The 14,822-nt window shown below is 28.3% G+C and carries 11 protein-coding genes; 2 read left to right on the forward strand and 9 right to left on the reverse strand.

Features of this window, described 5'->3' with window-relative positions; all coding sequences use genetic code 11:
• Nucleotides 1–191 precede the first annotated feature (191 nt).
• Entirely contained in the window at nucleotides 192–1,997 is a 1,806-nt protein-coding gene (locus H8S10_RS02080) for a flavocytochrome c (RefSeq protein WP_186837789.1), read from the forward strand.
• A 122-nt stretch (nucleotides 1,998–2,119) separates the two neighbouring features.
• Here the strand turns inward: H8S10_RS02080 and H8S10_RS02085 are convergent, their stop codons facing one another.
• The 3 genes from H8S10_RS02085 to H8S10_RS02095 form a co-directional block, all read right to left on the reverse strand.
• The gene (locus H8S10_RS02085; protein ID WP_347707660.1) at nucleotides 2,120–2,968 is read right to left on the reverse strand and encodes a carbohydrate ABC transporter permease; all 849 of its coding nucleotides are present in this window, start codon (nucleotides 2,966–2,968) and stop codon (nucleotides 2,120–2,122) included.
• Nucleotides 2,968–3,810 (reverse strand): sugar ABC transporter permease, encoded by an 843-nt coding sequence (locus tag H8S10_RS02090; RefSeq protein ID WP_186837790.1) that lies wholly within the window; start codon nucleotides 3,808–3,810, stop codon nucleotides 2,968–2,970. Before H8S10_RS02090 ends, H8S10_RS02085 begins: the two co-directional genes overlap by 1 nt.
• Nucleotides 3,811–3,884: 74 nt before the next feature.
• Nucleotides 3,885–5,279 (reverse strand): ABC transporter substrate-binding protein, encoded by a 1,395-nt coding sequence (locus tag H8S10_RS02095; protein WP_186837791.1) that lies wholly within the window; start codon nucleotides 5,277–5,279, stop codon nucleotides 3,885–3,887.
• 533 nt (nucleotides 5,280–5,812) lie between these two features.
• On the opposite strand from H8S10_RS02095, the gene H8S10_RS02100 reads away from it, so the two are divergent.
• Nucleotides 5,813–6,682: an AraC family transcriptional regulator gene (locus H8S10_RS02100; RefSeq protein WP_186837792.1), complete on the forward strand. Its 870-nt coding sequence runs from the start codon at nucleotides 5,813–5,815 to the stop codon at nucleotides 6,680–6,682.
• Between the two features lie 91 nt (nucleotides 6,683–6,773).
• Here H8S10_RS02100 and msrB read toward each other — a convergent pair whose 3' ends face one another.
• The 6 genes from msrB to H8S10_RS02130 form a co-directional block, all read right to left on the reverse strand.
• Nucleotides 6,774–7,730, reverse strand: coding sequence for a peptide-methionine (R)-S-oxide reductase MsrB (msrB, locus tag H8S10_RS02105; protein ID WP_186837793.1), 957 nt, complete (start codon nucleotides 7,728–7,730; stop codon nucleotides 6,774–6,776).
• A 16-nt stretch (nucleotides 7,731–7,746) separates the two neighbouring features.
• Nucleotides 7,747–8,472: an MBL fold metallo-hydrolase gene (locus H8S10_RS02110; protein WP_186837794.1), complete on the reverse strand. Its 726-nt coding sequence runs from the start codon at nucleotides 8,470–8,472 to the stop codon at nucleotides 7,747–7,749.
• A gap of 143 nt (nucleotides 8,473–8,615) precedes the next feature.
• Nucleotides 8,616–9,611, reverse strand: coding sequence for an alpha/beta hydrolase (locus tag H8S10_RS02115; protein WP_055264262.1), 996 nt, complete (start codon nucleotides 9,609–9,611; stop codon nucleotides 8,616–8,618).
• A gap of 194 nt (nucleotides 9,612–9,805) precedes the next feature.
• Nucleotides 9,806–12,067: a glycogen/starch/alpha-glucan phosphorylase gene (locus tag H8S10_RS02120; RefSeq protein WP_186837795.1), complete on the reverse strand. Its 2,262-nt coding sequence runs from the start codon at nucleotides 12,065–12,067 to the stop codon at nucleotides 9,806–9,808.
• Nucleotides 12,068–12,360: 293 nt separating this feature from the next.
• A complete protein-coding gene (locus tag H8S10_RS02125; RefSeq protein WP_186837796.1) occupies nucleotides 12,361–13,539 on the reverse strand; it encodes a hypothetical protein in 1,179 nt (392 codons plus the stop codon).
• Between the two features lie 158 nt (nucleotides 13,540–13,697).
• A complete protein-coding gene (locus tag H8S10_RS02130) occupies nucleotides 13,698–14,816 on the reverse strand; it encodes an anaerobic sulfatase maturase (RefSeq protein ID WP_186837797.1) in 1,119 nt (372 codons plus the stop codon).
• Nucleotides 14,817–14,822: the final 6 nt, after the last annotated feature.

Consider the following 14,822-nt stretch of genomic DNA (forward strand, 5'->3'; position numbering starts at 1 on the left):
AATTTTTTCTTATAATTTGAATTCACATAATCTATATTATTAAAAATATATGCTTTAATACCTTTCAATATTTATTTTGTATATTTTTTAACACTCCCTCTGTACAAAATATTTCCTGTGTGATATTATATTTTTGGACATTTTTTAACAATTATGTCACATTATTAAATATTAATATTTAGGGGGAACTTATGAAAAAACTAAAAGTTATGTCATTAGCTTTAGCAACATTAGTAAGTGCTACTTTATTTGCTGGTTGTGCTTCTAATTCTGCTAAAGATAATGCTACTCAAGATGGAAATCAAACTACTGCAGTAGAAAACAAATCAGCGGATATTGTTATTATCGGTGCTGGTGGTGCTGGTATGTCGGCTGCAATGCAAGCAGTTCAAAGTGGCGCTACTAACGTAGTAATCTTAGAAAAGATGCCTCAAACTGGTGGTAACACTATAAGAACTACTGGTGGTATGAATGCTGCTGGTACAGAATTACAAGCAGCTGAAGGTATTGAAGATTCAGTTGAATTAATGATTGAAGATACCATGAAAGGTGGAAAAAACCTTAATGACCCCGAATTAGTTAAAGTATTAGCTGAAAATTCTGCTGATGCTGTTAAATGGGTTAATGAAAATGGTGGAGATCTTTCAGAAGTTGGTATGTTTGGTGGTGCAAGTGTAAAGCGTATCCATAAACCAACTGGCGGTGCTGCTGTAGGCCCAATGCTTGTAAAAATGTTTAATGAAAATTTGGACAAGTTAAATATTCCTGTATTACTTGAAACAAAAGCTGAGCAAATCATCGTTGAAGATGGTAAAGTAGCTGGTGTTAAAGCAAGTAATAAAGATGGTGAATTTACAATAGATTGTAAAGCTGTAGTTTTAGCTACTGGTGGTTTTGGTGGAAACGCTGAAATGGTAGTTGAATACAATCCTAACTTAGCTGGATTTGGTACTACTAATCACGCTGGAGCAACTGGTGACGGTATTGCTATGGCTAAAGAATTAGGTGCTCAATTAGTTGATATTGAACAAATTCAAACTCACCCAACAGTTCATCCAGAAACTCAAACTATGTACACTGAAGCTGTCAGAGGTAACGGTGCTATCTTAGTTAATAAAGAAGGTAAAAGATTCGTAAATGAATTACTTACTCGTGATGTTGTTTCTGAAGCTATATTAGCTCAAACTGATAAAGAATCTTATATAGTGTTTGACCAAAATGTTAGAGATGGATTAAGCGCTATCGAAAAGTATATTTCAGCTGGAATTATATACGAAGCTGATACTATTGAAGGATTAGCTGAACAAATCGGTGTTGATGCTACAGCATTAAAAGAAACTATGGATACTTATGCCGAATATCAAGCTGCTGGTAATGATGCTGAATTTGGAAGAGAATCAATGGAAGAACCATTAACAACTGCTAAATATTATGCTGGATTATGTGCTCCTGCTGTACATCATACTATGGGTGGAGTTAAAATAAATACTAACACTGAAGTATTAAAAGAAGACGGAACTGCAATTCCAGGATTATTCGCTGCTGGTGAAGTTACTGGTGGAGTTCATGGTGCAAATAGACTTGGTGGTAACGCTGTTACTGATATAGTTGTATTCGGACGTATAGCTGGTGAAAATTCTGCTAAATACGTTGTTGATAATGGTGGAAATACAGAAGCTACTATTAAAGTAGAAAAAGAAGTTGAAACTGCTAAACCAGAAGTTGATGGTGGATACAAAGATGGTGTTTACACTGGTACTGGAAAAGGTAATGGTGGCGATGTAACTGTTGAAGTTACTGTTGAAGGTGGCAACATAGTTAAAATAGAACTTAAAGACCATAAAGAAACACCTGGTATCTTCGAAGGTGCAGAAACTGGAGTTTCAAATGAAATTATAAAGACTCAAAGCACTGATGTTGAATCTGTTTCAGGTGCTACACTTACAAGTGAAGCTATAAAAACAGCTGTTGCAGAAGCAATAAAAGATGCTAAATAGCAATTCTTTCAATTAATTATATTTACCAAAGGTATAAGATTTGTGTTTTCACTATCTTATACCTTTTTTATAATATCAAATTATTAATTACAATATATCATTAACGATTTCTCATTATATCGCTATCCTTTTACAGCTCCAGCAGCAATACCTTCTATTATATATTTTTGACAAGTCAAATAAAATATTACTATCGGTACTATAGCAAGAACTAGAAGTGCCATCATAGCTCCCATATCAATGGCTCCATATCCACCTCTTAAATATTGAACCGCTGTAGGAATAGTCTTATACTCACTGCCTAATACTAGATAAGGTAACAGATAATCATTCCATATCCACATAACATTCAAAATTGTTATTGTTATAGTTATTGGTTTTAACAATGGTACTACTATAAAAAAGAAAGTTTGTATTGGATTACATCCGTCAATCATTGCCGCTTCTTCAATTTCAACAGGTATAGATTTTACAAAACCACAATACATAAATACCGAAAGTCCAGCTCCAAATCCTAAATATAAAACTATAATTCCAACTGGATTATCTAGATGTAACATATTAGCTATCTTTGTCATTGTAAACATAACCATCTGAAATGGCACTATCATTGAAAATACTATTAAATAATATAAAAATCCTGTGAACTTGGTTTTTACTCTTGTTATATACCATGCAGTCATTGAAGTAAAAAATATTATTACAGCTGTTGAAGCTATAGTAATAAATAAAGAATAACCAAATGATGTTAAAAAGTTAGTTTTAGTAATTCCACCAATATAATTATTCAATCCAACAAAGGTTACAGAAGTAGGTAACTTAAATGGTTCACTACTTATATATAACTTTCCTTTAAATGAATTCATTAATACCATAAAAATTGGTGCAAGAAATAGTATAGTTAAAGCTATTAAAATAACATATAGTAATATTGTTCCTATTTTAACTTTGCTTTTCGCCATATATCTCATCAATTTTCAACCTCCTTCTTTCTAGTAATCTTAAGTTGTATTAACATAATAACTGCAACCAAAATAAAGAATACTACTGCTTTAGCTTGGCCAACGCCTTCATAGCCTACTCTTCCATAGAAGGTTTTAAATATATCTAGCGCAAGCATTGCTGTTTTATTTCCTGGAGCTCCATCTGTTAATGCTAAGTTTTGATCAAATAATTTAAATGAATTAGATACAGTCAAAAATAAACAAATTGTAACAGAAGGCATTACCATTGGAATTGTTATGCTTTTTAATGTTTGCCACTTCGATGCTCCATCTATCCTTGCAGATTCTATAAGTTCTCCAGGTATACTTTGTATTCCTGCTATATAAATAATCATCATATAGCCTATTTGCTGCCAATTCATAAGTAATACTAATCCCCAAAATCCATACTTAGGATCATATGTTAAAGTAATTCCAAAATAGTACAAAATTGAATTTAGAATAATTTGCCATATATATCCTAAAACAATTCCACCAATTAGATTTGGCATAAAAAATACGGTTCTGAATATGTTAGTTCCTTTTAATTTTCTAGTAAGCATATAAGCAAAAGTAAAAGCTAATACATTAATAGTAATAACTGATACCACAGCAAATTTAGCAGTAAAAATAAATGACCTTAAAAAATCTTTATTAGAAAATGCTTTAATATAATTACTTAATCCTACAAACTTTGCATTAGTTACTGTAGTAAACTCTGTAAAAGATAAATATATCCCCATTATAAATGGAATTAAAAAAGCTATAATAAAAGCCACTAAAGTTGGTAATACAAAAAACCAGAAATATTTTTTTATATTCTTTTGCATCTTATTCCTCCTTTTTATATTGCTTCAAAAAAAGGCAGCAACCAAAATCACTGCCTCTTCCTTCTAATATATTTTTATTGTTTTTCTGCTGCCCATGTATCTTTTACAGTTGTAACAACATCTGACCACTCTTTACTTCCTTGAACATATTCAAGTAATGATGCTGCAAATGTGTCTTTAAAATTTTGGTTTGGGAATGATTGGAATATCCAAGGAACACTGCTTATATTAGAGTCTTCCATCCATCTTAAAACTTCCTTTGATAATGGATCTGATGGTTTTTCACTTTCTTCAAAAGAATCAAATGGAGCTATAAATCCCAAATCATTTGAAACGTATTTCTTGCCTGTATCACTTGTAAATAACCAATTAATAAACTCTGCTGAAGCTTTTTGTTTCTCTTCTGAAACCTGGCTATTTATTGCAAAATAATTTTCAGTACCTACACATATACCTTGATTTTCTTCACCTGATACTCCTGTGTATATAGGTAAGAATTTAATATCTTCTTCCTTAACTGTATTGCCATCTACACCATTGATTTGACTCCAAGCCCAATTTCCATTTTGAACCATTGCGCATTGACCTAAAGCAAATTCTGCCATAGAATCATCAACAGTTTTTGCTGATAACAATCCTTTTTCAGTTGTAGAATCTGTTGTGTATAAGTCATAAATGTTCTTATAATTATCTGCATATTTGAACTCTACAGTATTTGCTTCTAATCCTGTTTCTAATACTGTACCTGTAGTTGTATTATCTTTAAATTCATAGTATAAAGGGAGATTTGCTAAATGTGTTTCCCATCTCCACGCATTACCTGAAGACATAGAGGTTGATGCAAAAACACCTTTTATTCCTAATTCATCTTTCTTAGATTGCATATCATCTGCAACTTCTTTTAACTTGTTAAAATTATTAATTTCATCCATAGATTTAACCTTAGCACCATCTAATGCAAAGTATTTTTGCATGATAGCATCATTATATATTATTCCATATCCTTCAACTGCATATGGTATCCCATATACCCCCTCTTCACTAGTTATAGCCATAGTCTTATCTAAAAGATGACTATAAAGTTCTGTGTCTTTTAAATCAGCACAATAGTCCTTCCATGACTGATATCCAACAGGTCCATTTAACTGGAATATTGTTGGTGCATCTGATTTTGCCATTTCTGATTTTAATGTTTGTTCATAAGTACCACTTGCTGCAGTTTGAACTTTAACTTTAACACCTGTTTCAGACTCATAATCCGCAACTATTTTGTCATATACTTCAGCAATTTCTGGTTTAAAATTTAAAAAGTAGATTTCTGTAGCCGACTTATCTGTATTTTCGCTATCTTCTGTCTTTGTAGTACTATCTCCTTCTGTCTTTTCAGTGGTACTACTTCCACATCCTACAAATGCACTTGCAATAACTGCTGTAGCTATAGTCATTGCTAATAACTTTTTGATTTTCATAACTTTTCCCTCACTTCTTAATACTTTTATAATAAAAATCGCATTCTTATTAGAATACTTTTTTATAAACTTAGAAAATGTTGTCAAATTAGATAGTACTACATCCTCTACTTGATATATATCGGTATCGGTTCTAAAATAATATTAATAATTTCACTTTAAATTTTTCTTAATATATATATATTGAATATTTATAGAAATATTCAATTAACTTTATTAATAAAAAAAGACTATGAGATTATGTAAAACCTCACAGTCTTTAATATATAAATATAATTCAAGGGAAAACTTATTTATACTTTTCATTTATAAACATCTTCAATCTTTCCATCTGAAAGCTTAATACTTACTTTCTACCCCTTAATTGTTTATTTATTAACAACTTCATCTTTATTATACATTTCTTCTTTTATGAATAATAGGTAAATATTGCTTGAAAACTTGTGAAAATTGCTTTATACTACTTCTTGTAAATGTTTAAATTTTTTATTAATTAATTATTTAATTAACAATATTAAGAAAGGGTTATTACTATGGATTCTTCTTTTACCCTCAAAGAAATAAGTATTTTAAAAAATTCACCATTAAAATACAAATCTACTCTTGGCCATAGTCTTATATATTTCAGAAAAGGATCCTGTATCGTAAATATATATACTGAATCATTTATTGCAAGTCATCATAGCTACATATTATTAAGAGATGAAGAACAATTACTTTTAACTAATGATCATACTACTGAATGCACTATATACATTTTATCTTTTTCCTATAATCACTTTGATAATTCAAGCAAAGATTTGCTACTTGAATGTTTTGATAAGAAGTCATTAGACAAATGTCGTTACATAATTTCTCAATCTGAAAATTCCATGAGGGTTAGAACTTTATTAATCCTTCTTAACATTGAACTCAAGGAGGAAAAATATGCTTCAGATCTCTTTAAGTCAAATACTTTATCAATGATCTTAGTAATTCTAAATAGAATTATTTTAGAAAATATAGAACCTGAAAAGAAATGCTGCAAAAAAGGCCTTAGATTGGATGATATATTTTCATATATTAATTCACATTTAAAAGAAGAAATTTCTTTAGACAAATTAGCTAAAGATTTATTTTTTAGTAAATATCATATTCTTCATGAATTTAAGAAAAAAACAGGTATATCTTTATATAGATATATAATTAAAAGAAAACTGGAATATAGTAAAACGCTTATAGAAAGCGGTATGCCAATTAGAGAAGTATATCATCACTGTGGGTTTGGTGATTATTCAAATTACTTTCGTAGTTTTAAAAAGGAATATGAATGTACTCCTAAACAATACTATAATCAAGTAAGAAGCAAAAGCATTTTAGCTGATTTAAAGTTTGAAATAACTCCTAGTAATATTGCTGATTAAACTTTCAGCAATATTACTTTATGTAGTTATTTATTAGCAACTTTAAGAAATAATTATAACCTATCAAAATAAGTTAAAAACTTTAAATATTTCATATCAAATCTAAATATTTTCCATAGCCTTCTTTTTCCATATCGCATTTAGGAATAAATTTTAAAGAAGCTGAATTTATACAATATCTAAGACCTCCAAACTCTGTAGGCCCATCATTAAAAACATGACCTAAATGTGAATCAGCATTAGTACTTCTTACTTCTGTTCTTATCATGCCATGACTTAAATCTTCTATCTCTTTAATATATCCTCCATTTATAGGCTTTGAAAAAGCAGGCCAACCACATCCTGAATTAAATTTATCTTTTGAAGAAAATAGAGGTTTTCCATCAACTACATCAACATATATCCCCTCTTCATAGTTATCATTATATTCATTATTGTATGGTGCTTCTGTAGCATTTAATTGAGTTACTCTATACTGAATATCTGTTAACTTATCTTTTAAAGCTAATTTCTCTTCCTCACTTTTTTTCCAAGCACTTTCCACAAACTCTTTTCTACCAGATCCCTTATAATAAACATTATATTTAAATGGATTCTTTTTATAATAATCTTGATGATAGTCTTCCGCTGGATAAAATTTTTCAGATTTTAATATTTTAGTTACTACTGGATTATTAAATCTTTTGCTATTATCTATTTCTTTTATATAGTCTTCTGCAATTCTCTTTTGATTCTCATCTTGATAAAATATAGCAGTTTTGTAACTATCTCCTCTATCGTAAAACTGTCCTCCATCATCTGTGGGATCTATACTTTTAAAGAATGCTTCAAGTAATTCTTTATAGCTTACTTTTTCTTCATCATATGTTATTTCTACGGCTTCATAATGTCCAGTTTTCATATTACATACTTGTTCGTATGTTGGATTTTCTATATTTCCACCAGTATAACCAACAATAACGCTAGATACTCCGTCATATTTATCAAACGGTTTTACCATACACCAAAAGCATCCACCAGCAAATACTGCTTTTTTTATATTGCTCATCTTATCACCTCAAATTTTATACCTCTATACAAGAATCATATCTTGCTAGTATAACTTCTCCATTAAAAAATTGTTTTGCTTCATCTGTCATCTTTTCAATATCCCCATAGTGTGGTAAATGAGTTAAAATAAGCGTATCTACTCCACTCTTCTCTGCTACTATAGCAGCTTCTCCACCAGTCATATGTCCTGATACTTTTCCCCTTTCATACTCATAACAAGAAGATTCTGCTATTAATAAACTTGCCCCTTCACAAAATATAGGTAGTTCATCATAATATCCTGTATCTCCTGTATAAACTAAACATTCTCCGTCTTCATTAGTTACTTTTATACTATAAGCTTCTATTCCATGCTTATTTAATATTGTTTCAAAAGTTAAGCTCCCTATAGTAAAGTTTTCTTTTCCTTTAAAACTTTTACCTACACAAAAATTCTTATAAGTTAACATCTGCTCTTTGCCTGGTCCATATATTATAAGAGAGTTTTCTCTCTTTTTCTCAAATGTATCTAGCATTGTAGCAAATTGCATACACTCTAAATCTGCATAATGATCAGCATGATAATGACTTATTACTATTCCATCTAGTTCTCTTAATTCAATATGATTTTGAAGTCTAGATATTGCTCCACTTCCACAGTCTAAAAGCACCTTAGTATCCTTATCTTCTACTAAATATGCTGAAGTAGCTCCATTAACTCTTGGATAAGCTCCATCACACCCTATTATTGTAACTTTCATAATTTATCCTCCTTAAACTCATCTTTAAATTTATTATTTTACTGTACATCATATTAAATACTATTTAAATAGTATATTAATAAAAATACTATTGATAATGAATTTATTTTTATCTTTTGTTCTATTAATATCTAAATTTTTCTTCAATTTTTTTCTACTCTTTGATTTATGAAATATACAACTTTCTCTAAAGTTCTTAAAGCTTCATTGGTCCATAACATAAATTGATATTGATGCACTAACCTTTTATCTTTAAAGAAAACTGATGTACACTGAACGCCTTTATCTTTTAATATCTTTACCATCTCCTTAGATTGAGATTCTAACTTATCCATATCTCCTGCTGTTATAAATGTTGGTGGATAATCTTCTGTAATATGATGTATCGTTGATATCTCATCTAACCTCTTATAAGTTTCAAAATTCTTTTCTCCTGTATAAGCCCAAAGATATTCTTTTATACCTGGAAATCCTGTTTCTGAAACATTTCTCATATTATATAACCCACAAAATAATATTACTCCCTTTAGCTCTTTCTTATCTAACACAGGCTTTATTCCCATAATATTTGCTAATTCTTTATTAGTCTGTATTGCAGCTATTTGGCTCGCTATCTGTGCTCCTGCTGAACCTCCAGCAATAAATATATTATTATCATCAATATTAAATCTTTCTTTATTATCTTTTAAGTAAGTTATAGCTTTGCTTACTTGAATTATAGGTGTTGGATATACATGTTCTGGTGCAAAAGCATAATCTACATTGGCAACAATATATCCATAGCTAGATAGAGTTCTTGCATATGCAGCTGTTGCCTCCTTACTTCCACCTATAAAACCACCTCCATGAAGCAATATTATTAACGGCTTCTTTTTATTTGAATTGTCTAAAGGCATATTTATATCCATTATTCCATTTTCTATATTTGAACCATAATCAATATCCTTTTTGACAGTAGTCAGTTTTTTTATATCATCATAATTTTTAGGTCCTGGGTATATGCCGTTAAAAAGCAATCTAATAAACTTAGATGCTGGCTTCACTGTAATTTTATTTACAGCTGCAATTGTAGTTATTGTTCCAACTACCGCTAATGCTGGTATTAATAGTGATTTCCTATTTTCTAATTTCTCTTTCAAAATTATCACCTCAATAAAAATAAACTATTTATCTCATTTAAATTGCTTTCTAATCTATTAATTTTACTATTTAATATACTTATATAGAATTTATTTTTTAATTGTTATAGTTCAATTAACACTTTCTAAACAGCAAAGAAACCATTGCATATATAGCAATGGCCTCTTTTATTTATATAAGGTATAAGTTAGGGCTATTTTAATTTCCATATTTCTTCGTTATATTGAGCAATTGTTCTGTCTGATGAGAAGAATCCTGATTTGCTTATGTTTATTAAAACTTTCTTCATCCAAGAATCTCTATCCTCAAAATCCTTGAACATTCTATCCTTAGTCTTTATATAATCTTCAATATCTATTAAAGTCATAAACCAATCTTTATTTATTAATTCATTGTGTAATCTAGTTAAATTTACTTTATCTCCAACTTGAAGCATCTTATCACTTACTATGAAATCAACTAATTCTTTAATTCCTTCTTTTTCATAGTATTTTCTTGAAACATAATCTGCCTTTTTATAATGTTCAATTATAGTGGCACTTGACTTACCAAAAATATAAATATTGTCATCCCCGACTAATTTATGAATTTCAACATTTGCTCCATCTTCAGTTCCTAAAGTTAAAGCACCATTAAGCATAAATTTCATATTACCTGTTCCTGATGCTTCTTTAGATGCAAGTGATATTTGTTCTGATACATCACAAGCAGGTATTAACTTAGAAGCTTTAGTTACATTATAGTTTTCTACCATAACAACTCTTAAATACTTATTAACTTCTGGATCATTATTAATAATCTCTTGTAAGCAAAGTATTGTATGAATTATATCCTGTGCAATAATATATGCTGGTGCAGCCTTAGCTCCAAATATCATTGTTATAGGGGTTGTTGGTAACTTTCCTGACTTAATTTCTAAATATTTATTAATGATGTATAATACATTCATTTGTTGTCTCTTATACTCATGAAGTCTCTTAATTTGAATATCAAATATAGAATTTTCATCAATATCAATATTTTGAGTTTCCTTTAGATAGTTCTTTAACTCAATCTTATTATTTCTCTTTATAGATTCTAATTTAGAATATACATCTTTATTATCTATATATTTAAGTAAATCCTCAAGCTTAGTTGCATCCTTCTTGAAGTCATCACCAATAAGTTCAGTTATATAATTTGATAACTCATTGTTACAGTGAATTAACCATCTTCTAAAAGTTATACCATTTGTCTTATTATTAAACTTTTCTGGATAAATCTTATAGAATGGATTTAATTCTTCATCTTTTAATATCTCAGTATGAAGAGCTGCAACCCCATTTACGCTAAATCCATAGTGTATATCCATATGTGCCATATGAACTCTATCATTTTTATCTATTATATATACTTTTTCATCATCATATTTTGATTTAACTCTATTATCTAATTCTCTAATAATAGGCATTAATTGTGGTACAACTTTTTCCAAGTATGCTATTGGCCACTTTTCTAATGCTTCCGCTAAAATTGTATGATTAGTATATGCACAAGTTTTGGTAACGATACCGATTGCTTCATCAATTTCTATACCCTTTTCTCCTAATAAACGAATTAATTCAGGAATAACCATTGAAGGGTGAGTATCATTTATTTGAACAACTACATGTTCATTTAGCTTATGTAAGTCATATCCATTTTCTTCTGCTTCTAAAAGAATTAATTGAGCGGCATTACTTACCATAAAGTATTGCTGATATATTCTTAATAAATGCCCAGCTTCATCACTATCATCTGGATATAAGAATAATGTTAAGTTCTTTTTAATATCCTCTTTATCAAAATTAATGCCATCTTCTACAATAGTTTCATCTATATAGTCTATGTCAAATAATCTTAGTTTATTACAAGGTTGATTATATCCTGTAACATCTATATCATATAAGCTTGAAGTAACTTTAAATCCTCCAAATAATACATCAAATTTAATATCTGATTTATTTAACCAACTTTCTTTAGTTATCCACGGATTCTTTTCAGCTTTTTGTTTATTTTTTTCAAAAACTTGTTTAAATAGACCATAATGATAATTTAATCCTATTCCATCACCATTTAAACCTAATGTAGCAATAGAATCTAAGAAACAAGCTGCTAATCTTCCAAGACCGCCATTTCCTAATGATGGCTCTAACTCAATTTCCTCTATTTGAGATAAATCTTTACCATTTTCTAAAAGAATCTCTTTAACCTCATCATAAAGTCCTAAGTTAATTAGATTATTTGATAATAACTTACCAATTAAAAACTCTGCTGATATATAATATAACTTTTTATTCCCTTTATTTGTTCCCTTATTTTTAATAATACCCTTAGTTAACTCTAATAGTGCTAAATATACTTCTTCGTTCGTAGCAGTAGCAATTGTTTTTTCAAATCTTTTCTTTAAAATTTCATTTAAATTTTCCTTAATCATTTTAATCTTTCCTCCCAATTTAAATACATATTAAATTGCATATTGTGTAAGTTCTGTATAAATATTATGTAATTGTTTTCTGATAGTTTATATTTATATAATACCAATTTTTTAAAATTTCAAATGTATATTTTTATTTTTTTTTGTACATTCTTATTTCAACTTTTGCTATATATAAAAAATTATGCTTAAATTTCAGAAAAATTCATAAATAAAAAAACAAAGAGTATTTTCTCACTTGAACCTCTTTGCTTTTAAATATTTATAACCTAATCTTTCATTAATTCTCTCTTCTAATCATGAATATGATATAAGATATTATCTTTCTTATTTTTATATTCTTCTATACAACATTTTATATTTTTAGGCAATAAAGCCTTAAAATTATTTTCTTTTATTATTTTTCGTTCCATAATAAACTTTTCTCCAAACCTCGTTAGGTTATGTCCTAATTCCATAGTAAATATAATTGATAATCTTTCCATAGGATTATCTGTATAACTTACAAAATCTACAAAAATCTTTGTTAGAAACAATTCGTCATAAATTGGATTTATTATTCCTAAGTAATATCCTAAAATACAAGTTAAATAAGTATCTAAATATATTCCTGCTTCTCGTCTAAAAAGCCAATAACCTATCTCATCACTTAATACTTCTTCTGTAATATTATAAATTGTTTTTTCATCAACTTTTAGAGAATCTGATATACATTTTGAATGCTCCATAGTTTCTTTTAAAGATGGCTTCATCATTTGAAAAAACTTCTCTTCAGTGACACCATTATCTAAAAGATCAAATATACTATTCGTATTATCAAATTCTATAATATCACTTATACTTTCTCTCACTATATCTATACTACTATTAATTATAATCTTAATTTTTTCATCTATCCTTAAATTTATATAATTATAATAATCTTTTCCTATTTTATAACACCTACAACCTATGGATTTCATAGGTTCTAATATGCCTATATTTGTAGCTATATTTATAAGATATTCAATATAATAGTCACTTTGAATACTTAACCTATTTATTAATCTTTCTCCACCATCAATAACATATTTATTTTCATCTCTTACTATAATCGTTGGTTTTAAAAAATCTATCAATTTCTCTAAATCGTTAATTACTGGACTATTATTACATGAATGATAATTGAATTTTCTATAAAACTTTAATCTCCCCTCACTATCTAAATCCACTTTAATATACGGCATAATACAATAATCTCCAGGATATATTTGTTGAGCTATATTATTTATTATATAACTTGGGGTTAGATATGTTCCCCCTCGTAATGGGGAATATAACCATCTCCTAAATATAACATCCCTATAATCAATTAGCATTTCCTTTTGTTTAAGCGTTGAATCATAATATGTATTTTTAAAATCCTTTTTAAATTCATCCATAAGAGACCTTATAATAGAATTTCTTCTTAATGTCTCTATAAGTTCTTTCATTTATCTACTCCTTTATATTAATATTATTTATTCATACTTAATTTTTAATATTTTAATTATTCCCTTAATTAGAAAAATATATCAAAAAAAAGAACCCGTAGGTTCTTAATATTACTTAAATATCTAATTATCAAATTTTAACTACAAATTCTTAATTATCACATATTTCTTCTTAATTTATTTGCTACAATCTCAGACCTATCTAGAGTTTTTGAGAAAAATTCATAATATGCTGCACAATAATAATTCATATTATCCTGACTATTTTCTCTGTGTCGTCTACATCCACCTCTGCATATATTTTTAAATCTACAAATACTACACTTATTATTCTTATTTAAAGATTCTTTCATAAAATTGATAGTTTCATTCTTATGATGTATCTCATCAAAGGTCTCTTCTAAAATGTTTCCTATTGAATATTTTTCATATGTATAAAAATCACAAGGATACATTGATCCATCACTTTCAATTATATGTTGACATGAGCATATGCCTCTCATATCACAAGATTCATAATCTTGTCCTAAGAATAGAGATACTATATTATCAAAATATCTTATACTTACATAGTTACCTTCCATGACATCTTTATACCATAAATCAAATAAATTAAGTAAAAACTTTGAATACTCTTCTACCCTTAATGAATAACTATAAGTTTGTCCATTTTTTATTTCTAAAGGATCTAAACAAGGAATAAATTGTAGATATTTAAAATCATTCTTTTTAAAAAATTTATAAACACTATCAATCTTCTTACATAATACCGAAGTAACAACTATAAGAACATTGAAGTTAACATCGTATTTCTTTAAAATATTTATTCCTTTCATTACACTATTAAATGTATCTCTATTTAAAGGATCAATCCTATTTAAATTATGAATCTCCTTAGTTCCATCTAAAGAAACTCCAACTAAAAAGTTATTCTCTTTAAAAAACTTAGCAATTTCATCATTTATAAGAGTTCCATTAGTTTGAATGTGATAATTAAATTTTGTTCCATTATTAATTTCAGTAGTGCATTTAACTAGTTCTTTATAAAAATCTAGCCCTACTAATAAGGATTCTCCCCCTTGGAAACCTATATTACAATTACCTCCATCACAATAATCATCTACCTTACTTACTATTTGTCTTAATGTTTCTTTGCTCATAAAACCATAATCTTTTATATCACGCGCATCAGCTATTGAATGATAAAAGCAATATTTACACTTCAAGTTACATTTACTTGAAGATGGCTTTATCATTAAACTTATATTTCTTTTCATCAGTAT

This window comes from Clostridium sp. NSJ-49 (genome assembly GCF_014287725.1).
GTDB classification, from domain to species: Bacteria; Bacillota; Clostridia; order Clostridiales; family Clostridiaceae; genus Clostridium; species Clostridium disporicum_B.

Bases quoted from the DNA above. Each gene is read 5' to 3' on its own strand.
- H8S10_RS02095 (WP_186837791.1), bottom strand. From the start codon at position 5,279: ATGAAAATCAAAAAGTTATTAGCAATGACTATAGCTACAGCAGTTATT.
- H8S10_RS02120 (WP_186837795.1), bottom strand. From the start codon at position 12,067: ATGATTAAGGAAAATTTAAATGAAATTTTAAAGAAAAGATTTGAAAAA.
- H8S10_RS02130 (WP_186837797.1), bottom strand. From the start codon at position 14,816: ATGAAAAGAAATATAAGTTTAATGATAAAGCCATCTTCAAGTAAATGT.
- H8S10_RS02085 (WP_347707660.1), bottom strand. From the start codon at position 2,968: ATGAGATATATGGCGAAAAGCAAAGTTAAAATAGGAACAATATTACTA.
- msrB (WP_186837793.1), bottom strand. From the start codon at position 7,730: ATGAGCAATATAAAAAAAGCAGTATTTGCTGGTGGATGCTTTTGGTGT.
- H8S10_RS02100 (WP_186837792.1), top strand. From the start codon at position 5,813: ATGGATTCTTCTTTTACCCTCAAAGAAATAAGTATTTTAAAAAATTCA.
- H8S10_RS02090 (WP_186837790.1), bottom strand. From the start codon at position 3,810: ATGCAAAAGAATATAAAAAAATATTTCTGGTTTTTTGTATTACCAACT.
- H8S10_RS02110 (WP_186837794.1), bottom strand. From the start codon at position 8,472: ATGAAAGTTACAATAATAGGGTGTGATGGAGCTTATCCAAGAGTTAAT.
- H8S10_RS02125 (WP_186837796.1), bottom strand. From the start codon at position 13,539: ATGAAAGAACTTATAGAGACATTAAGAAGAAATTCTATTATAAGGTCT.
- H8S10_RS02080 (WP_186837789.1), top strand. From the start codon at position 192: ATGAAAAAACTAAAAGTTATGTCATTAGCTTTAGCAACATTAGTAAGT.